General features: G+C 60.9%; 13 protein-coding genes and 2 riboswitches. Of the genes, 8 read left to right on the top strand and 5 right to left on the bottom strand.

Annotated elements, in window-relative coordinates:
• Positions 1–15: 15 nt before the first annotated feature.
• Positions 16–3,882, bottom strand: a complete 3,867-nt coding sequence (cobN, locus tag AC1DWG_RS23370) for a cobaltochelatase subunit CobN (RefSeq protein WP_477788407.1) — start codon at positions 3,880–3,882, stop codon at positions 16–18.
• A gap of 3 nt (positions 3,883–3,885) precedes the next feature.
• Positions 3,886–4,956, bottom strand: coding sequence for a cobalamin biosynthesis protein CobW (gene cobW / locus AC1DWG_RS23365; RefSeq protein WP_477788406.1), 1,071 nt, complete (start codon positions 4,954–4,956; stop codon positions 3,886–3,888).
• Positions 4,957–5,059: 103 nt separating this feature from the next.
• A riboswitch (cobalamin riboswitch) is annotated at positions 5,060–5,272 on the bottom strand.
• Between the two features lie 194 nt (positions 5,273–5,466).
• Positions 5,467–5,692, top strand: a riboswitch (cobalamin riboswitch).
• Positions 5,693–5,813: 121 nt separating this feature from the next.
• Between cobW and AC1DWG_RS23360 the strand changes: the two genes are divergently transcribed.
• The 4 genes from AC1DWG_RS23360 (at position 5,814) to cobM (ending at position 7,966) form a co-directional block, all read left to right on the top strand.
• Entirely contained in the window at positions 5,814–6,005 is a 192-nt protein-coding gene (locus tag AC1DWG_RS23360) for a CbtB domain-containing protein (protein ID WP_150755732.1), read from the top strand.
• A gap of 11 nt (positions 6,006–6,016) precedes the next feature.
• Positions 6,017–6,724, top strand: coding sequence for a CbtA family protein (locus tag AC1DWG_RS23355; protein WP_477788405.1), 708 nt, complete (start codon positions 6,017–6,019; stop codon positions 6,722–6,724).
• Positions 6,721–7,134 carry a cobalamin biosynthesis protein gene (locus AC1DWG_RS23350; protein ID WP_223460948.1) on the top strand — a complete coding sequence of 138 codons (414 nt, stop codon included), beginning with the start codon at positions 6,721–6,723 and terminating at the stop codon, positions 7,132–7,134. Before AC1DWG_RS23355 ends, AC1DWG_RS23350 begins: the two co-directional genes overlap by 4 nt.
• An 85-nt stretch (positions 7,135–7,219) precedes the next feature.
• Positions 7,220–7,966 carry a precorrin-4 C(11)-methyltransferase gene (gene cobM, locus AC1DWG_RS23345; protein WP_477755171.1) on the top strand — a complete coding sequence of 249 codons (747 nt, stop codon included), beginning with the start codon at positions 7,220–7,222 and terminating at the stop codon, positions 7,964–7,966.
• Positions 7,967–8,075: 109 nt separating this feature from the next.
• Here cobM and nfuA read toward each other — a convergent pair whose 3' ends face one another.
• Complete coding sequence (gene nfuA / locus AC1DWG_RS23340) at positions 8,076–8,660, bottom strand: Fe-S biogenesis protein NfuA (RefSeq protein ID WP_007912592.1); 585 nt, start codon at positions 8,658–8,660, stop codon at positions 8,076–8,078.
• Positions 8,661–8,855: 195 nt separating this feature from the next.
• Positions 8,856–11,153, bottom strand: coding sequence for a fatty acid cis/trans isomerase (locus AC1DWG_RS23335; protein WP_477788404.1), 2,298 nt, complete (start codon positions 11,151–11,153; stop codon positions 8,856–8,858).
• A 156-nt stretch (positions 11,154–11,309) separates the two neighbouring features.
• On the opposite strand from AC1DWG_RS23335, the gene metH reads away from it, so the two are divergent.
• Together metH and AC1DWG_RS23325 are read left to right on the top strand one after the other, a co-directional pair.
• Positions 11,310–15,020: a methionine synthase gene (metH, locus tag AC1DWG_RS23330; protein ID WP_477788403.1), complete on the top strand. Its 3,711-nt coding sequence runs from the start codon at positions 11,310–11,312 to the stop codon at positions 15,018–15,020.
• Between the two features lie 102 nt (positions 15,021–15,122).
• Positions 15,123–15,344, top strand: a complete 222-nt coding sequence (locus tag AC1DWG_RS23325) for a DUF2970 domain-containing protein (protein WP_477755521.1) — start codon at positions 15,123–15,125, stop codon at positions 15,342–15,344.
• A gap of 6 nt (positions 15,345–15,350) precedes the next feature.
• Here the strand turns inward: AC1DWG_RS23325 and AC1DWG_RS23320 are convergent, their stop codons facing one another.
• Positions 15,351–16,436 carry an ABC transporter substrate-binding protein gene (locus AC1DWG_RS23320; protein WP_477788402.1) on the bottom strand — a complete coding sequence of 362 codons (1,086 nt, stop codon included), beginning with the start codon at positions 16,434–16,436 and terminating at the stop codon, positions 15,351–15,353.
• A 523-nt stretch (positions 16,437–16,959) separates the two neighbouring features.
• Between AC1DWG_RS23320 and AC1DWG_RS23315 the strand changes: the two genes are divergently transcribed.
• Both AC1DWG_RS23315 and AC1DWG_RS23310 read left to right on the top strand, forming a co-directional pair.
• Entirely contained in the window at positions 16,960–18,618 is a 1,659-nt protein-coding gene (locus AC1DWG_RS23315) for a nitrite/sulfite reductase (protein WP_477764025.1), read from the top strand.
• Positions 18,602–19,067, top strand: a 466-nt coding sequence (locus AC1DWG_RS23310) for a DUF934 domain-containing protein (RefSeq protein WP_477788401.1), incomplete at its 3' end; no start/stop codon positions are given. The genes AC1DWG_RS23315 and AC1DWG_RS23310, both read left to right, overlap by 17 nt.

The raw sequence follows: 19,067 nt of genomic DNA, 5'->3' as shown, positions 1-19,067 counted from the left end.
CAGGATTTGCGGTGATTAGCCGTCTTCTTCTATATCCAGCAACAAGTTTTCCAGCGCCTCGCGGTACTCGCCGGGCTCCTTCCACATCCCCCGTTGTTGCGCCTCGAGCATGCGCTCGGTCATGTCGCGCAAGGCATGGGGATTGTGTTCGCGAACAAAATCCCGGGTGTCCGGATCGAGCAAATAGGCATCGGCCAGCAACGCGTACTGGTGATCGTCGATCAACTGCGTGGTGGCATCGAAGGCGAACAGGTTGTCGACTGTCGCGGCCATTTCGAACGCACCTTTGTAGCCGTGACGCTTAACGCCTTCGAGCCACTTCGGATTGGCCGCCCGGGAACGGATCACCCGGTTCAGCTCTTCCTTCAAGGTGCGAATCTTCGGCAGGTCCGGCTGGCTGTGGTCGCCATGATAGCTGGCCGCGGCCTCGCCCTTCAGGCTTTCCACCGCCGCGAGCATGCCGCCCTGGAACTGGTAGTAATCGTTGGAGTCGAGCAAGTCGTGCTCGCGGTTATCCTGGTTTTGCAGCACCGCCTGTACCTGGCTCAAGCGCTGGCTGAACTGTTCGCGGGCGGCGGTGCCCTCGTCGGAACCGCCGTAAGCGTAGCCGCCCCAGTTGAGGTAAACCTCGGCCAGGTCCTCGCGGGTTTGCCACAGACGACCGTCGATGGCGCCCTGCACACCCGCGCCGTAGGCACCGGGTTTGGCCCCGAAAATCCGCCAGCCGGCCTGACGTCGCGCAGCGTCTTCATCGAGCCCCGATTGCAGCAAGGCTACACGCTCGGCGCGTACCTTGGCCGCCAACGGATTGAGGTCGTCCGGCTCATCGAGGTCGGCGACCGCTTGCACCGCCGCGTCGAACAAGCGAATCAGATTGGCAAAGGCATCACGGAAGAAACCGGACACACGCAAGGTCACGTCCACCCTCGGACGATCGAGCAAACTCAGCGGCAGAATCTCGAAATCATCGACCCGCTGGCTGCCGGTCGCCCAGACTGGACGCACGCCCATCAGCGCCATGGCCTGGGCGATGTCATCGCCGCCGGTGCGCATGGTCGCGGTGCCCCACACCGACAGACCGAGCTGGCGCAAATGATCGCCGTGGTCTTGCAGGTGGCGCTCGAGAATCAGGTTGGCCGACTGGAACCCGATGCGCCACGCCGTGGTGGTCGGCAGGTTGCGCACGTCCACCGAATAGAAGTTGCGCCCGGTGGGCAGTACGTCCAGGCGACCACGACTCGGCGCGCCGCTGGGACCGGCCGGGACGAAGCGACCGCTCAGGGCATCGAGCAAGCCGCGCATTTCTGCGGGGCCGCAGGCGTCCAGACGCGGGGCAATGACGTCACGCAAACCATCGATAATGGCTTGTACCTCGATCCAGTCCGCCTCCTGTAGGAGCGACGGTGCGGCGTTCCGACCTGCTCGCGATGGTGTGTCAGTTGACATCAATGTGGCTGACACACCATCGCGAGCAGGCTCGCTCCTACAGGGGTCTTGTATGGTATTCAGGGTTTGTGAGATCAGTTGTGTAGCGAACAGCTCAAGACGTTCACGGGTATCGCCTGTGGTACGCCAGAGTTCGTCGCCGAGCACTTGCAGTTGTTCAGGTCGCGGCCCAGTCCACGGCTCGGCCAAGGCGCAATCGAGCGGATCGAACCCTAGTCCGAAGGCCTTGGCCAGTGCCCGCAGCAGACTCGACTGCGCACCGCGGCCATCGCCCCGTGGAATGCGCAACAACGCCAGCAAGGTATCGATACGCAAACGCCCGGTGGGCGATTCGCCGAACACATGCAGGCCATCGCGGATCTGCGACTCTTTCAAGTCGCACAGATAAGTGTCGAGTCGCGGCAACCAGATCGCTGCATCGGCATCGCTGTCGAGCTGCTCGTCCAGCTGCAGTTCACGGTCGATGTGGGTGTCGCGCACCAGTTGCAGGATGTCGCGCTGCAACTCGCGGGCGCGGCGCGGATCGAGCAACTGCGCTTCGTAATACTCGTCGGCCAACAGTTCGAGGTTACGCAGTGGGCCGTAGGTTTCGGCGCGGGTCAGCGGTGGCATCAAGTGATCGATGATCACCGCCTGGGTGCGCCGCTTGGCCTGGGCGCCCTCGCCCGGGTCATTGACGATGAACGGATAGATGTTCGGCAGCGGCCCGAGCAGTGCATCCGGCCAGCAATTTTCCGAGAGCCCCACGCCTTTGCCTGGCAGCCATTCGAGGTTGCCGTGCTTGCCGACGTGGATCACGCCGTGGGCGCCGTAGGTGTTGCGCAGCCAGAAGTAAAACGCCAGGTAACCGTGGGGCGGGACCAGGTCCGGGTCGTGATACACCGCGCTCGGGTCGACCTGATAACCCCGCGCCGGTTGAATGCCGACGAAGGTCAGGCCCAAGCGCAGGCCGGCGATCATCATCCGTCCGCTGCGGCACATCGGGTCGCTCTCCGGCGCGCCCCAACGTTCGAGCACCGCCGCGCGGTTGGCTTCGGGCAGTGCATTGAACATCGCCAGATAATCATCCATGCCCAGGCTTTGCTGGCACGGACGCAGGTCGAGGGTCTCGAGATCGTTGCTGACGCCACCCAGCAACTGCTGGATCAGCGCGGTGCCGCTGTCCGGTAACTCAGCCGGCAACGGATAACCTTCGGCATGCAGCGCCCGCAGAATGTTCAGCGCCGCCGCCGGGGTGTCGAGGCCGACGCCATTGCCGATGCGGCCGTCGCGGGTCGGATAATTGGCGAGAATCAAGGCAATGCGTTTTTCAGCATTGGGCACCCGCGCCAGATCGACCCAGCGCCGCGCCAGTTCGGCAACGAAATCCATGCGTTCCGGTTGTGGCCGATAGCAGACCACATCCGACTGACTGCGCTCACTGCGCCACGCCAGGTCCTTGAAGCTGATCGGACGGCTGATGATACGCCCGTCCAGTTCCGGCAAGGCGATGTGCATCGCCAGGTCGCGAGGGCCAAGCCCTTGTTCACTGGCACGCCAACCCGGCTCGTTGTCCTGGGCGCAAATCGCCTGGATCACCGGAATATCGCGACGGAACGGCCGCAGGTGCGGCGCTTCGGGACTGGACTGGGCGAAACCGGTGGTGTTCAGGATCACCGAGACGCTGGCCTCGTCCAGCCAGTCCTCGACCATGGAAAGGCAAGCTGGCTCTTTAAGACTGGCCAGCGCAATCGGCAATGGATTCAACCCCGCCGCCTGTAAACGCTGGCAAAAAACATCAATGAAAGCGGTGTTCGCCGCCTGCAAATGCGAGCGGTAAAACAGCACTGCCGCCACCGGTTGATCGGCGTGCCAGTCGGCTTGCCAGTCGCTCAGTGCGGCAGAATGTTGGTGCGGATGGTAAATCGCCGTGCGCGGCAGGGTTTGCGGCTCGCCCCAGGTGTAATCACGGGCCAGCCAGCGGTTGGCCAGACAGCGGAAGAAATCCAGGGCGTTACCCCTGCCACCCTGACGCAGAAACTGCCAGAGCCGGTCGCGATCCTCGGCACCGACGGTGCTCAGGTCACTGAGCTCCGGGTCCGGACGATCATCGCCCGGCACCAGAATCACCTGCACGCCGCGCTGCGACAGTTCGACCAGGCGCTCGATGCCGTAACGCCAATAGGCGATGCCGCCGTGCAGTGAAATCAGGATCACCCTGGCGTGACGCAGCACTTCATCGACGTACAAATCGACCGAGGCATGGTTCTGCACCAGCATCGGGTTGGCCAGGCGCACGCTCGGATAATCTTCGGGCAATTGCTGCGCCGCTTCGGCGAGCAGCGCCAGGCTGGAATCGCCGCTGCACAGGACCACCAGCTCGGCAGGGGTTTGTCCAAGGTCGGCAATGTTGTCATCCGACACGAAACCGCCGGGTTGGGTCCTGAGCAGGTGCATGGCTTACACGCTGAGCGCGGCGCGCAATTGCGCTTCGAGCACGGCGGCGTCCAGTTCCTGGCCGATCAGCACCAGGCGGGTTACGCGTGCTTCTTCGGCGCCCCACTGGCGGTCGAAGTGCTTGTCGAAACGCGTGCCCACGCCCTGGATCAGCAGGCGCATCGGTTTGTTCGGGATCGCGGCAAAACCCTTGACCCGCAGGATGCCGTGCTGGACCACCAATTGGGTCAGCGCATCCAGCAGCAAGCTTTCGTCGGCTTGCGGCAGTTCGATGGAGATCGAATCGAAGGCGTCGTGATCGTGGTCGTCATGATCATCGTCACCATCGTGATGATGGTCGTGGTGGCTGTGACGACTGTCGATGTGTTCTTCGGAGCCGGCACCCAGGCCGATCAGCACGCCCAGTGGCAGGCGACCGCTGCTGGCTTCAATGATTTTCACCGCTGGCGGCAATTCCTCGGCGACTTCCAGGCGCACGCGGGCCAGGTCCGCCGGGTTGATCAGGTCGGCTTTGTTGAGAATCACCAGGTCGGCGCTGGCCAGTTGGTCGGCGAACAGTTCGTGCAGCGGCGATTCGTGGTCCAGGTTCGGGTCGAGTTTGCGCTGGGCGTCGACCTGATCCGGGAAGGCGGCGAAGGTGCCGGCGGCCACGGCCGGGCTGTCGACCACGGTGATTACCGCATCCACCGTGCAGGCGCTGCGGATTTCCGGCCACTGGAAGGCTTGCACCAGCGGCTTGGGCAGGGCCAGGCCGGACGTTTCAATGAGGATATGGTCGAGATCGCCGCGACGGGCCACCAGTTCGCGCATCACCGGGAAGAATTCTTCCTGGACGGTGCAGCACAGGCAGCCGTTGGCCAGCTCATAGACACGGCCGTTGGCTTCTTCTTCGGTGCAACCGATGGAGCATTGCTTGAGGATTTCGCCGTCAATGCCCAACTCACCGAATTCGTTGACGATCACCGCGATGCGGCGACCCTGGGCGTTGTCGAGCATGTGCCGCAGCAGCGTGGTTTTACCCGAGCCGAGAAAGCCGGTGACGATGGTGACGGGGAGTTTGGCCAGTGTTTTCATCGGATGCCCTATGGCTAAGGTGGCGGGCATACGGGACGACGACCGGCAACGCGGGCGCGCGTGCCTGAAGAGTTCGCCACCGGATCACCCCGCCCGGTTGAAAGTGAGAATCTGTGACGAGGCAGGTCTCCTGGCTGACGGTGTGCCGGCCTTGAGCCTGGCATTCGCTGCGCCTTCCCGCCGGCCTCATGGATTGAGTCAGCAGTGGCGTGGCAACGAACATCACCGTTCACAGTTGCGGGGGCAGCCGCGGCATCGACCGCGTTCCCTTCTTAGCTTCGACAAACGCCGAAGAACCTCGAAAGCGCAAGGCTACGCATGGTGGGAAGACCGGTCAATCACTGTAGGAGCTGCCGAAGGCTTCGATCCTTTGATTTTGCTTTTAAAAACAAGATCAAAAGATCGTCCGAACGCGGCCCGAGCCTTCGGCAGCTCCTACAAAGAGCCGGGCATCATTCAGCTTCAAGTGAGAACCCTTGCCAATTGACGCCCAACCCCCGCCCATGCTCTCCTACGCACCTTGTTACGGGTGCCCTTCACAGGGTGAAACGGGAAACCGGTGAATCATGTGCTTTACTCTAAAGCCATGTCAGTCCGGTGCTGCCCCCGCAACGGTAAGCGAGCGAAGCGTCAGATCCACTGTGCCAATACGGCATGGGAAGGTGATGCTTTCAGGTTCAGGCCCAAGCCTTTGCCCCTCGTGAGCCCGGAGACCGGCCCGCAACACAAAGTGACCAGCACGGTCACTGAACCAACAAACCCGCGGTGGGCGGGCGCTGTTTGAAACCTTGCGCGCCTGGTCGTGCGGTTTTTTGCATGCGCTCTTAATCCCCGCTGACAGACCAGAGGGAAACGCCATGTCGATCATCAGCAGCGCCGAACACACATCCGCGAGCACCACCTCAACCCTGACCCAACGTCTGACCGTCGCCGTCTGTGCGTCGATCCTTGGCGCGTGCCTTGTGTATTTTGCCGGTTTCTCGCACATCGAAGCGGTGCACAACGCCGCCCACGATACCCGTCACAGCTCCGCGTTCCCGTGCCATTGAGAGCTGTCGTCATGATCAAGCGTATTGCGCAAACCGCAGGTTTCACCGGGTTGCTGGCCGCCCTGTTGCTAACCCTGCTGCAAACCTTCTGGGTCGCTCCGCTGATTTTGCAGGCCGAGACCTACGAAAAATCCGAGCCGGCCGCTGTTGAAATGCATGAACACGCCGACGGTGCGATGGCTGCCCACACTCACGATGCGCAAGCCTGGGAGCCGGAAGACGGCTGGCAGCGCGTGCTGTCGACCACCGGCGGCAACCTGGTGGTAGCGGTCGGTTTCGCCCTGATGCTCGCCGGCCTGTACACCTTGCGTGCGCCGACCAAAACCTCCCAGGGCCTGCTCTGGGGCCTGGCCGGTTATGCGACGTTCGTGCTCGCGCCGACGCTCGGCCTGCCACCTGAATTGCCCGGCACTGCCGCCGCCGATCTGGCACAACGGCAACTGTGGTGGATTGGCACCGCTGCTTCCACTGCCGTCGGTATCGCCCTGATCGTATTCAGCCGTCACTGGCTGATGAAAGTCCTCGGCGCAGCGATTCTCGCCGTCCCCCATGTGATTGGCGCGCCGCAACCGGAAGTGCATTCGATGCTCGCTCCGGAGGCACTGGAAGCCCAGTTCAAAATCGCTTCGCAACTGACCAACGTGGCGTTCTGGCTGGCCCTGGGCCTGATCAGCGCCTGGTTGTTCCGTCGCAAAAGCGATGGTCAATACCACGCATGACGGATATCAGCACAGCGCCGACCCTGGTGGTCGGCCTGGGCTGCCAGCGCGGCTGCCCCGTCAGCACGTTGCTGGCGCTGCTCGATCAGGCACTGGAGGCGCACCAGATTGCTCGTCATGAAATCAAGGCCCTGGCCAGCATCGACTCGAAGCGCGACGAACCTGCGTTAATCGAACTGGCTCAGCAGCTTGGCCTGGAATTGATGTATTTCAGCAGTGAACAACTGGCCGCTTATGAACCGCAACTCAGTCATCAATCGCAAATAGCGTTTGAACGCACCGGTTGCTACGGCGTGGCGGAAAGCGCCGCACTGGCCCTGGCGGAACAACTGGCCCAGGCCCCGGCAAAACTGCTGATTCCACGACAAAAATACGCCCAGGCAACCCTGGCATTGGCCGGCGCGGCATAAAAAACCCGATAATCCCCACCGTTGATCATGAACACTCTTCATCTGAAGCCCTGTTCAGCCCCTTTTTTCCCCACAGGAACCGACGATGACCGTCTACTTCATTGGCGCAGGTCCCGGCGACCCCGAACTGATTACCGTCAAGGGCCAGCGGCTGATTCGCAGTTGTCCGGTGATCATTTATGCCGGTTCCCTGGTACCGGCCGCCGTACTGGAAGGTCACTGTGCCGAACAGGTGGTCAACAGCGCCGAACTGCACCTGGAACAGATCATCGACCTGATCAGGACCGCCCACGCCAACGGTCAGGATGTTGCCCGGGTGCACTCCGGCGATCCGAGTCTTTATGGCGCCATTGGCGAGCAGATTCGCTATCTGCGCGAGTTGGGAATTGCGTTCGAAATCGTCCCAGGCGTGACGGCCACAGCCGCTTGCGCTGCGCTTTTGGGTGCGGAGCTGACGCTGCCGGACGTTTCGCAGAGCGTGATTCTGACGCGCTACGCCGACAAGACCACCATGCCACCCGGAGAGGAGTTCTCCAGCCTCGCGCAACACGGCGCGACCATGGCGATTCACTTGGGGGTCAATCACCTGGCGAAGATCGTTGAGGAACTGCTGCCCCATTACGGCGCCGATTGCCCGATTGCGGTGGTCCACCGCGCGAGCTGGCCGGATCAGGATTGGGTGATGGGAACACTCGAGGATATTGCCGGGAAGGTTGAAGCCAAGGGCTTTCGCCGTACGGCGTTGATTCTGGTGGGTCGGGTGCTGGGCAGCGACCACTTCAGCGAGTCATCGCTGTATCGCGCGGGGCATGCGCATCTCTATCGCCCTTAAAATCAAAAGATCGTCCGAAGGCTCGGGCCGCGTTCGGACGATCTTTTAAGCTTCGCCCATAAAAAACGGCGCTCACGGGGCGCCGTTTTTTGATTTCGCAGCGAACACCTTAGTAGTAGGCGTTTTCTTTCTGCGTGTGGTCGGTCACGTCGCGAACGCCTTTGAGCTCCGGGATGCGCTCGAGCAAAGTGCGCTCGATGCCTTCCTTCAGCGTCACGTCGGCCTGGCCGCAGCCCTGGCAACCACCGCCGAACTGCAGGACGGCGATGCCGTCTTCGACCACGTCGATCAGGCTGACCTGACCGCCGTGGCTGGCCAGCCCCGGGTTGATCTCGGTTTGCAGGTAGTAGTTGATGCGCTCGTTGACCGGGCTGTCGGCATTGACCATCGGTACTTTGGCGTTTGGCGCCTTGATGGTCAGCTGGCCGCCCATGCGGTCGGTGGCGTAGTCGACAACCGCATCGTCCAGGAAGGCTTCGCTGAAGTGGTCGATGTACGCGGTGAAGCTTTTGAGCCCCAGCGCGGTGTCTTCGGGTTTTTCTTCGCCCGGCTTGCAGTAGGCAATGCAGGTTTCGGCGTACTGGGTGCCAGGCTGGGTGATGAAGACGCGGATGCCGATGCCCGGGGTGTTCTGCTTGGACAGCAGATCAGCCAGATAATCGTGGGCGGCGTCAGTGATGGTAATAGCGGTCATGGAAACTCCTCGCAGGCTTGGGCGCAGTTTACGCCAATCAACGCGCCGGACAAAGTCCTAGTATTTTTGTCGGGAAAGATTCTTCGATGCTCTGTAGGAGCTGGCTTGCCAGCGAAGGCGCCAGATCAGTCGACATTTGTGTTGAATGTCGTGGCCTCTTCGCTGGCAAGCCAGCTCCTACAGGGTGGTGGTGGTTCAGAGGTTCTCGTAACGGTTCATGTCCAGCACGCCCTCTTCCACCGGATCGGTTTCGTGGATGTAGCGGCTCAGGTCATGGAAATAAGCCCAGAATTGCGGATGACTGCGGCGTATTCCCCAACGTTCGACGATTTTCTCGAAGCTGTCGGTATCCTTGGCGCTTTCCATCGCATCCACAAACGCCGGCACTTGCCCGGCCGGGATGTTGAACATGAAGTTCGGATAGCTGCTGAGTACACCCGGGAAAATCGTCAGAGTGTCGAGCCCCGGCTGATAGCGCAGCGATTCGCCAAGCAGGAATGCGACGTTGCTGTGGGCACGGTTGCGCAGCAGGCTATAGACCTCACGCTTGCCGCTACGGGTTTCGATGCGCAGCAGGGTCGCTTCCGGCAGTTGATCAATCACTTTCAACCCGGCCGCCGGACGCGAAGTCAGGCGGCTTAGCGTCTGTTCGGCACTTTGCAGGTCCGGATCAATGTTCGGCCGCGAGCAGTAGGCGCCGTCGCAGCGGTTGATCGGGTCGGGTCTGGCATTGAGATCGCCGTAACGGGCCAGCAACTGCATGGCAAAGTCGCGCTTGGGATCCTGCGGATTGAGATTCAGCGCAGTCGGCTTGTCATCGTCGATGGACTCGTAGTCCAGCCACATCTTGAATTTTCCACTGTTCTGATACCAGTCGTCGAGGTAGCCATCCCGGGAATCGGCAGGCATCAGGCGCAGGAAATTCTGCTCGGCACCGTTGCGGATCAGGTCGAAATACAGCCGCGTCTGGGCCTGGTGGGACACATTGCCGAACACATCGAAGTTCACTGCCAGTTGATAGTAGGTGCGCTCCAGTAGCGGATAGTCGAACAGCCAAATGGTTTGCGGCACGTCGCCGATCAGGCCTTTGGTCACCGAAGCACTGTCGAAATGGCGGAAGATGCTCAGCAGCGCATTGTCGTTGCCCGCCCACAGGGTCGACCAGCTTGGCGCCGGCAGGTCGGCGTAGCTGTCCCGGCGCAAGGCTTCATATTCATTACGTTTGTCGCGGTAGTCGTGCCACAGGCTGAGGACACTGCCGACGTCGTCGTTCTGCCCCGGCATCGCCAGCAACGGCGTGGCCTGCCCGCGATAGTTCGGATCGGTGACATACAGGTCGTGCTCGGGCGCCTGGAACAGCGCCCAGAAATTATCGCGGATCACGTCCGTGGCGATCTGCCCGCGACACACCGGGCCGCGGATAAACGTGCGCACAAAGTACTCGGCGTTATCGAGCATGAACTGATAGCGCGCCTGGGCCGGGATCGCTTCGAAGGTGGCAAACGGGTTGGCCCGGCTCTGCGGCCCGTAGCCCGGCAATGCGTCGACCTGCCAGTTGCCGCTGTAGAACAGGCTCTTGACCCGCGCCAGCTTCGCCGCACTCAGCGCATAGGTGATGTGGGTCTTGTGCACGATCACGCCCTGCACAGGCCACAAGCGATAGTAAAACTGCGTGCCCGGATCATCGTTCGGGCGACGGGTGTTGATCAGGTCGATCGGCTGGCCGGTCGGGGTGCGCGAACGCACCCACTGGAAGAAATGTCCAGGCTCGCCATCCTTGAAGTAGAGATGGGCGAGGAACCAGTGCTCGAACAGCCAGCGCCCCACCAGGCTTTCCCGGGCTCCCGGGGAATTGAGCAGGTTTTCCCATTGCACCACCTCCAAGGCTTCCCTGGCGCTGGGCGCCAGCGCCTGCTGATCGATCGGCGCGCCTGCCGCCAGCCAGCGTTGCAGCGTCTGGTACTGCTGGTCAGTCAGGCCGGTCACTGCCAGTGGCATGCCTTCTTTCGGGTGCGAAGCGGCGTAGCCGTCGAACTCCGCGGGCATGGCACACATGTTTTCCCGGTTCAGGCCCAGGACGATGTCTTCCGGCAGCTTGGCGCTGGGCTGCAATGGGGTTTTGTGGCCAAGTTCCAGCATCCGCGCCATCAGTGCGGCCTGGCTGCCCCGGGCATCGAGCACCGAATAGAAGCCCTTTTGCTGCCAGGCCTGTTTGCCGGAGGCGTCATAGAACAGTCGGGTCGGCGCAACGGCCTGGCGGCGGTCACCGTCGTAGACCGGGATTTTCGTCGCGCCCCGTGCCGCGCCCTCGCCGCTGCCCAGGTTGAGCTGACAGGCGGCGTCGTTGCAGGCGTGGCAGGCCACGCACTTTTCAGTGAAGATCGGTTGAATGTCGCGGCTGTATGAAATGACAGAAGAAATCGCCGGACTTTGCGCCACAGCGCCCCAGCTTAAAAACAAAAACAATGTGCTGATGACGAAGCGATACGACATGTCCCTGGTCCTGAATCCTGGAAAAACGCCGCGATTCTACCGGTCTGTCATCCTTGCCAACATGAACGATATTCATGCAAATTCGAGTCTTGCTCCAAAAGCGCACAGGTTTGCTATCATCCCGGCCCTTCGTCATGGTCTTACCGAGTAGTCCAAATGTCCGATCGCAGCGTTCGCCTTCAAGCTCTCAAGCACGCCCTCAAAGAGCGCATCCTGATTCTCGATGGCGGTATGGGCACGATGATCCAGAGCTACAAGCTCGAAGAGCAGGATTACCGTGGCAAACGCTTCGCTGACTGGCCGAGCGATGTCAAAGGCAACAACGACCTGTTGGTACTGACTCGCCCGGATGTGATTGGCGGCATTGAAAAAGCCTACCTGGACGCCGGCGCCGACATTCTGGAAACCAACACCTTCAACGCCACCCAGATCTCTCTGGCTGACTATGGCATGCAAGGCCTGGCGTATGAGTTAAACGTAGAAGGCGCACGCCTGGCGCGCAAGGTCGCCGACGCCAAGACCCTGGAAACCCCGGACAAGCCGCGCTTCGTTGCCGGCGTGCTCGGTCCTACAAGTCGCACCTGCTCGTTGTCCCCGGACGTGAACAACCCCGGCTACCGCAACGTGACCTTCGATGAACTGGTGGAGAACTACACCGAATCCACCAAAGGCCTGATCGAAGGCGGCGCCGACCTGATCCTGATCGAAACCATTTTCGACACCCTGAACGCCAAGGCGGCGATCTTCGCCGTCCAGGGCGTGTTCGAGGAGTTGGGCATTGAGTTGCCGATCATGATTTCCGGCACCATCACCGACGCCTCGGGCCGCACCCTGTCGGGCCAGACCACCGAAGCGTTCTGGAACTCCGTGGCCCACGCCAAGCCGATTTCCGTCGGTTTGAACTGCGCCCTCGGCGCCCGCGAATTGCGCCCGTACCTCGAAGAGCTGTCGAACAAGGCCAACACCCACGTTTCCGCGCACCCGAACGCCGGCCTGCCGAACGAATTCGGCGAGTACGACGAATTGCCGTCGGAAACCGCCAAGGTCATCGAAGAATTCGCCCAGAGCGGCTTCCTCAACATCGTCGGCGGTTGCTGCGGCACCACGCCGGGCCACATCGAAGCCATCGCCAAGGCCGTGGCCGGTTATGCGCCGCGCGAGATTCCGGACATTCCCAAGGCGTGCCGCCTCTCGGGCCTTGAGCCGTTCACCATCGATCGCAGCTCGCTGTTCGTCAACGTCGGCGAGCGCACCAATATCACCGGCTCCGCCAAGTTCGCCCGCCTGATCCGCGAAGACAACTACACCGAAGCCCTGGAAGTCGCCCTGCAGCAGGTCGAAGCCGGCGCCCAGGTGATCGACATCAACATGGACGAAGGGATGCTCGATTCGAAGAAGGCCATGGTGACCTTCCTCAATCTGATCGCCGGCGAACCGGACATCTCCCGCGTCCCGATCATGATCGACTCCTCGAAGTGGGAAGTGATCGAAGCCGGCCTCAAGTGCATCCAGGGCAAGGGCATCGTCAACTCGATCAGCATGAAAGAAGGCGTCGAGCAGTTCATCCATCACGCCAAGCTGTGCAAGCGCTACGGCGCCGCCGTGGTGGTGATGGCCTTCGACGAAGCCGGCCAGGCCGACACCGAAGCGCGCAAGAAGGAAATCTGCAAACGCTCCTACGACATTCTGGTCAACGAAGTCGGCTTCCCGCCGGAAGACATCATTTTCGACCCGAACATCTTCGCCGTGGCCACCGGCATCGAAGAACACAACAACTATGCTGTGGACTTCATCAACGCCTGTGCCTACATCCGTGACGAACTGCCGTACGCCCTGACCTCCGGCGGCGTGTCCAACGTGTCGTTCTCGTTCCGTGGCAACAACCCGGTGCGCGAGGCGATTCACTCGGTGTTCCTGCTGTATGCGATCCGTAACGGCCTGACCATGGGTATCGTCAACGCCGGCCAACTGGAGATCTACGACCAGATCCCGGTGGAGCTGCGCGACGCCGTGGAAGACGTGATCCTCAACCGCACCCCGGAAGGCACCGACGCCCTCCTCGCCATCGCCGACAAGTACAAGGGCGACGGCAGCGTCAAGGAAGCCGAGACCGAAGAGTGGCGCAACTGGGACGTCAACAAGCGTCTGGAGCATGCGCTGGTCAAAGGCATCACCACCCACATCGTTGAAGACACCGAAGAATCACGCCTGTCCTTCAGCCGCCCGATCGAAGTGATCGAAGGCCCGTTGATGGCCGGCATGAACATCGTCGGCGACCTGTTCGGCGCCGGTAAAATGTTCCTGCCTCAGGTGGTGAAATCCGCTCGGGTGATGAAGCAGGCCGTGGCGCATCTGATCCCGTTCATCGAACTGGAAAAAGGCGACAAGCCGCAGGCCAAGGGCAAGATCCTGATGGCGACCGTGAAAGGCGACGTGCACGACATCGGCAAGAACATCGTTGGCGTAGTGCTGGGTTGCAACGGCTATGACATCGTCGACCTCGGCGTGATGGTCCCGGCGGAAAAAATCCTGCAAGTGGCCAAGGAACAGAAGTGCGACATCATCGGCCTGTCCGGCCTGATCACCCCGTCGCTGGATGAAATGGTCCACGTCGCCCGCGAAATGCAGCGTCAGGACTTCCACCTGCCGTTGATGATCGGTGGCGCGACCACCTCCAAGGCGCACACGGCGGTGAAGATCGAGCCGAAGTACAGCAACGACGCGGTGATCTACGTCACCGACGCCTCCCGCGCCGTGGGCGTGGCGACCCAGTTGCTGTCCAAGGAACTCAAGGCCGGCTTCGTCGAGAAAACCCGCCTGGACTACATTGAGGTTCGCGAGCGCACTGCCAACCGCAGCGCCCGCACCGAACGCCTGAGCTACGGCGCGGCCGTCGCCAAGAAGCCGCAATTCGACTGGGCGAGCTACACACCGGTCAAACCGACTTTCACCGGTACGCGGGTGCTGGACAACATCGACCTCAACGTTCTGGCCGAATACATCGACTGGACGCCGTTTTTCATATCCTGGGACCTGGCCGGCAAGTTCCCGCGCATCCTCCAGGACGAAGTGGTCGGTGAAGCTGCCACCTCGCTGTACAAAGATGCCCGGGAAATGCTCACCAAACTGATCGACGAGAAACTGATCAGCGCCCGCGCGGTGTTTGGCTTCTGGCCGGCCAACCAGGTGCATGACGACGACATCGAGCTCTATGGCGATGACGGCAAGCCAATGGCCAAGCTGCACCACTTGCGTCAACAGATCATCAAGACCGACGGCAAGCCGAACTTCTCCCTGGCCGACTTCGTGGCGCCCAAAGACAGTGAAGTGACCGACTACGTGGGTGGCTTCATCACCACCGCGGGGATCGGTGCCGAAGAGGTCGCCAAGGCCTATCAGGATGCGGGCGACGACTACAACTCGATCATGGTCAAGGCCCTGACCGACCGCCTGGCCGAGGCGTGTGCCGAGTGGCTGCACCAGCAGGTGCGTAAAGACTACTGGGGTTATGCCAAGGATGAGGCGCTGGATAACGAGGCACTGATCAAGGAGCAATACACCGGCATCCGTCCGGCACCGGGCTACCCGGCCTGCCCGGACCACACCGAGAAAGCCCAGCTGTTCAAGCTGCTCGATCCAGAAGCCGAAGAAATGCGCGCAGGCCGCAGCGGCGTGTTCCTCACCGAACACTATGCGATGTTCCCGGCAGCGGCGGTCAGCGGTTGGTACTTCGCTCACCCGCAGGCGCAATACTTTGCCGTGGGCAAGATCGACAAGGACCAGGTGCAGAGCTACACCTCGCGTAAAGGTCAGGAGCTGAGCGTAACCGAGCGTTGGCTGGCGCCGAACCTGGGTTACGACAACTAAGATCAAGCAAAATCAAAAGATCGTCCGAAGGCTCGGGCCGCGTTCGGACGATCTTTTTTGTATTGTCTATGCTTACCTCTGACACAGGGTGACGAGGAATTTATGGACGATCCAGCCGACAACAACAAACCGCCCACTTTCTGGCAGATGCTGCAGAGCGTCATGGCGGCGGCGTTCGGAGTACAGAGCGGGAAGAACCGGGCGCGCGACTTCACTCACGGCAAGCCGAGTCATTTCGTGATTCTGGGCATTCTGTTCACGGCAGTGTTCGCGTTGACACTGTTTGGCATCGTCAAACTGGTGTTGCACCTGGCGGGTATCTGAACCGACTCAGTGCATCAGGGCTTGCAGGCCGAACGGGTAGCGCCAGGACGTCGGTCGCCCCTTGGCCGAGAGTTTCTGGAAATCCACACCGTAATCCTGAGTTGAGCTCAAAGCCAGCAATCGCTTGGCTTGTGCGTGATCGATCAGCTGCAACAACGGAATCTGCCGGTCGCGCCCACCGTACTGGCTGACATCCACCCCCTGGTCGTAGTCATGCAGTTGCACCAGCGCCCAACCACCAAGAGTGAAGTGGCCGCCCAACAGCACACTCAACCGCCCATCCAACAGCGCCTGTAACGCGGCCGGTGAATTGTTGATGGCGCTGAACAGCACGTCCTTGCCGGGCTGGCCTCCGGTTTCGGCATAAGCCTGCATGGCGCCAAAGGCCATTTCATCGTTGGCCGACCAGACCAGCGACGTTTGCGGATAACGCTTGAACAATAACCTGGCCTGTTCATAGGTGCGCTCGCGGGTCCAGCTGCCATAGACCAACTGGCGCAACCGCACTTCAGGGTGTTCGGCCAATGCCCGCATCATGCCCTTCTCACGCTGTTGCGCGGCTGGCGTGTTCTTCAGGCCGGAAAAGGCCACCAGATCAATGGCCTGACCGGGCGCGACCGGGCGATGCAGGCGAATCAGCTGCTTGAGCATCAAGTAGCCGCCCTCCTCATTGTTGGGCACCAGGCTGCCCAACCAGTCGGAATACTTGTCCGGCTGAGCGCCGAGCAAGCGCACCTGGTCTGCGGTCAGGCCGTTGTTGACCAGAAACAGCTTCACACCGCTGCCTTGAGCCAGACGCAGGATTTCGGGCGCAACGTACAGTTCGTTGACGAACACCAGATAGTCCGGTCGATTCGGCCCTTGCAGGGCTTCGCGGGCCTGTTTGAGTGTGGTTTCGGCGTTTCGCTCGGAATACTGGATGTGCAAATCCATGCCCAGGTCCTTGGCCGCGGCCTGCATGAATTGCGAGTAACTGACCCAGAACGCCTCTTGGGTGGTCCCTGGATTGAGGAACAATACGGACGCCGCCTGGACACACGGTGCCCAGACCGTAGCCAGCGCCAGCACGGCACCACAGAAAAATTTTAACATCGATCGTCCGAGCCCCCGCAAATTCGCCGCGGATTATATCCAGCGAACCTCCGTAAAACGGCGATTTTTCCGGTTTTTGTCAGACAATCGTCGGAACCGGGCCCGGACGGGGTCGTTTACTGATGGCTGACCCAGAAAACCGCCGTCCCCACGACCAGAATGATCAGGAACAAAATTGCCCAGGCATCAACGGTGCTATCGCTTTTCCGTGCTTTGGTTGGGTTGCTCATTGCATCGCCTCTTGTCGGTTTTATCGGTGATTGCATAAAGACTCGAGCAGAGTAAAGACGACGATTGCCCGCACCACAAACAGGGGCTTTGCAACAAAGATTCTCATTAGGCGATTTGGTTCTTTACATATGCTCAAACATCACTTTTACGCATAACTGCAAACTGGTATCTTGCCCCGGCTCCGTTGGGAGTGCGCGGCCGTGCGCGCAGAATTGCCGAGGTTTTATCGGACGCCAGCAAGCCAAAAAACGCCGCTGTTTCCGACCGGCCCAAGCCTGAGAACAGGACTTATATGTACGTATACGACGAATACGATCAGCGGATCATCGAGGACCGCGTCAAGCAGTTCCGTGATCAGACCCGACGCTATCTGGCAGGCGAGCTGAGCGAAGAAGAATTCCGCCCCCTGCGCCTGCAAAATGGCCTTTATATCCAGCGTTTCGCGCCGATGTTGCGAGTCGCCGTGCCTTACGGCCAACTGACTTCGCGCCAGATGCGAATGATGGCCAAAATTGCCCGCGACTACGACAAGGGCTACGCCCACATCAGTACCCGGCAGAACGTGCAGTTCAACTGGCCGGCCGTGGAAGACATCCCGGACATCCTGGCTGAACTCGCGACCGTGCAGATGCATGCGATCCAGACCAGTGGCAATTGCCTGCGCAACGTCACCACCGACCAGTTCGCCGGTGTGGCCTTCGATGAGCTGATCGACCCGCGCCCATGGTGCGAGATCGTCCGCCAGTGGACCACGTTCCACCCGGAATTCGCTTATCTACCGCGCAAGTTCAAGATCGCCGTCAACGGTTCTACCTCCGACCGCGCCGCCATCGAAGTCCACGACATTGGCCTTGAGCCGGTGCACAACGCCGCCGGCGAACTGGGTTTCCGCGTGCTGGTCGGTGGTGGCCTGGGCCGTACGCCGGTCGTGGGCGCGTTCATCAATGAATTCCTGCCGTGGCAAGACCTGTTGAGCTACCTCGACGCCATCCTGCGGGTCTACAACCGCTATGGCCGTCGCGACAACAAGTACAAGGCGCGGATCAAGATTCTGGTGAAAGCGCTGACGCCTGAAGTCTTCGCGCAAAAAGTCGATGCGGAAATGGAACACCTGCGCGGTGGCCAGACCACATTGACCGAAGCCGAAGTGCAGCGCGTCGCCAAACATTTCGTCGACCCGGACTACAAGGCCCTGGAAAACCAGGCAGCCGTACTGGCCGAGCTCGACCAGCAGCATCCGGGCTTTGCCCGCTGGCGCGTGCGCAATACCCTGGCCCACAAGAAGCCGGGCTACGTGGCCGTGACCTTGTCCCTCAAGCCTACCGGCGTTGCACCGGGCGACATCACCGACAAACAGCTCGACGCCGTGGCCGACCTGGCCGACCGTTACAGCTTCGGTCAACTGCGCACCTCTCACGAGCAGAACATCATCCTGGCCGACGTCGAGCAGGACAAGCTGTTCACCCTGTGGGGCGAATTGCGCGAGCAAGGTTTCGCCACGCCGAACATCGGTTTGCTGACCGACATCATCTGCTGTCCGGGCGGCGACTTCTGCTCCCTGGCCAACGCCAAGTCAATCCCGATCGCCGAGTCGATCCAGCGCCGCTTCGACGACCTGGATTACCTGTTCGACATCGGCGAGCTGGACCTGAACATCTCCGGTTGCATGAACGCCTGTGGTCACCACCACGTCGGCCACATCGGGATTCTCGGGGTGGACAAGAAAGGCGAGGAGTTCTACCAGGTTTCCCTCGGCGGCAGCGCCAGCCGTGACGCCAGCCTGGGCAAGATCCTCGGCCCGTCCTTTGCCCAGGAAGCCATGCCTGACGTGATCGAAAAGCTGATCGACGTGTACATCGAACAACGTACCGAAGACGAACGCTTCATCGACACCTATCAGCGTATTGGCATCGACCTCTTCAAGGAGCGTGTCTATGCAGCGAATAATTAAGAACAACGAGGTCGTCGACGAGACCTGGCACCTGCTGCCCAAGGATTTCAACATCGACGAGATCAGCAACTGTGACGACCTCATCGTGCCGTTGCAGCTGTGGCGCGAACACAGCCGTATGCTCCTGGCCCGCGACGGCGGCCTGGGCATCTGGCTGGACGCCGATGAAGAGGCCGAGGAAATCGGTGAAGACGTGGCCAGTTTTCAGGTCATCGCCTTGAACTTCCCGGCGTTCACCGATGGCCGCAACTACTCCAACGCCCGCCTGCTGCGTGACCGTTATGGTTTCAAAGGTGAACTGCGGGCAATTGGTGATGTGCTGCGCGATCAGTTGTTCTACATGCACCGCTGTGGTTTCGACGCGTTCGCCATTCGCCCCGACAAAGATCCGCACGAAGCCCTGGAAGGTCTCAAGGACTTCTCGGTGACCTATCAGGCCGCTGCCGACG

This window comes from Pseudomonas sp. P4_B3, from assembly GCF_056402295.1.
Note: the sequence above shows the minus strand (reverse complement) of the source record. Positions and strands in the feature narration are given on the sequence as shown.

Bases quoted from the DNA above. Each gene is read 5' to 3' on its own strand.
- AC1DWG_RS23355 (WP_477788405.1), top strand. From the start codon at position 6,017: ATGATCAAGCGTATTGCGCAAACCGCAGGTTTCACCGGGTTGCTGGCC.
- AC1DWG_RS23320 (WP_477788402.1), bottom strand. From the start codon at position 16,436: ATGTTAAAATTTTTCTGTGGTGCCGTGCTGGCGCTGGCTACGGTCTGG.
- AC1DWG_RS23335 (WP_477788404.1), bottom strand. From the start codon at position 11,153: ATGTCGTATCGCTTCGTCATCAGCACATTGTTTTTGTTTTTAAGCTGG.
- cobM (WP_477755171.1), top strand. From the start codon at position 7,220: ATGACCGTCTACTTCATTGGCGCAGGTCCCGGCGACCCCGAACTGATT.
- metH (WP_477788403.1), top strand. From the start codon at position 11,310: ATGTCCGATCGCAGCGTTCGCCTTCAAGCTCTCAAGCACGCCCTCAAA.
- AC1DWG_RS23360 (WP_150755732.1), top strand. From the start codon at position 5,814: ATGTCGATCATCAGCAGCGCCGAACACACATCCGCGAGCACCACCTCA.
- AC1DWG_RS23350 (WP_223460948.1), top strand. From the start codon at position 6,721: ATGACGGATATCAGCACAGCGCCGACCCTGGTGGTCGGCCTGGGCTGC.
- nfuA (WP_007912592.1), bottom strand. From the start codon at position 8,660: ATGACCGCTATTACCATCACTGACGCCGCCCACGATTATCTGGCTGAT.
- cobN (WP_477788407.1), bottom strand. From the start codon at position 3,882: ATGCACCTGCTCAGGACCCAACCCGGCGGTTTCGTGTCGGATGACAAC.
- AC1DWG_RS23315 (WP_477764025.1), top strand. From the start codon at position 16,960: ATGTACGTATACGACGAATACGATCAGCGGATCATCGAGGACCGCGTC.
- cobW (WP_477788406.1), bottom strand. From the start codon at position 4,956: ATGAAAACACTGGCCAAACTCCCCGTCACCATCGTCACCGGCTTTCTC.
- AC1DWG_RS23325 (WP_477755521.1), top strand. From the start codon at position 15,123: ATGGACGATCCAGCCGACAACAACAAACCGCCCACTTTCTGGCAGATG.